We start from the raw sequence: 231 nt of genomic DNA, 5'->3' as shown, positions 1-231 counted from the left end.
TAGGCTCCAGACTCGTTAATTTTCAAAGCCAGAAGATGACAGTTGCGGCGAGTGCGACGGCGGACAGAAAGACCTTCGGGCACCTGTCGTAGCGGGTCGCGACGCGGCGCCAGTCCTTGAGCTTACCGAACATGATCTCGATACGGTTGCGCCGCTTGTAACGGCGCTTGTCGTATTTGACGGGCTTGCCTCGGGACTTCCGGCCAGGGATGCAGGGCTTGATGCCCTTGT

At 58.9% G+C, this 231-nt stretch carries 1 protein-coding gene; it reads right to left on the bottom strand.

What is annotated here, in order from left to right; genetic code table 11:
* Positions 1-22: 22 nt before the first annotated feature.
* Positions 23-231: transposase (locus GQE99_RS20190; RefSeq protein WP_161353770.1), on the bottom strand; the 209-nt coding region annotated here is incomplete at its 5' end.

It is taken from the genome of Maritimibacter harenae (genome assembly GCF_009882975.1).
GTDB classification, from domain to species: Bacteria; Pseudomonadota; Alphaproteobacteria; order Rhodobacterales; family Rhodobacteraceae; genus Maritimibacter; species Maritimibacter harenae.
The sequence above is the reverse complement of the archived record's forward strand: the minus strand, read 5'-3'. Positions and strand labels throughout refer to the sequence as shown.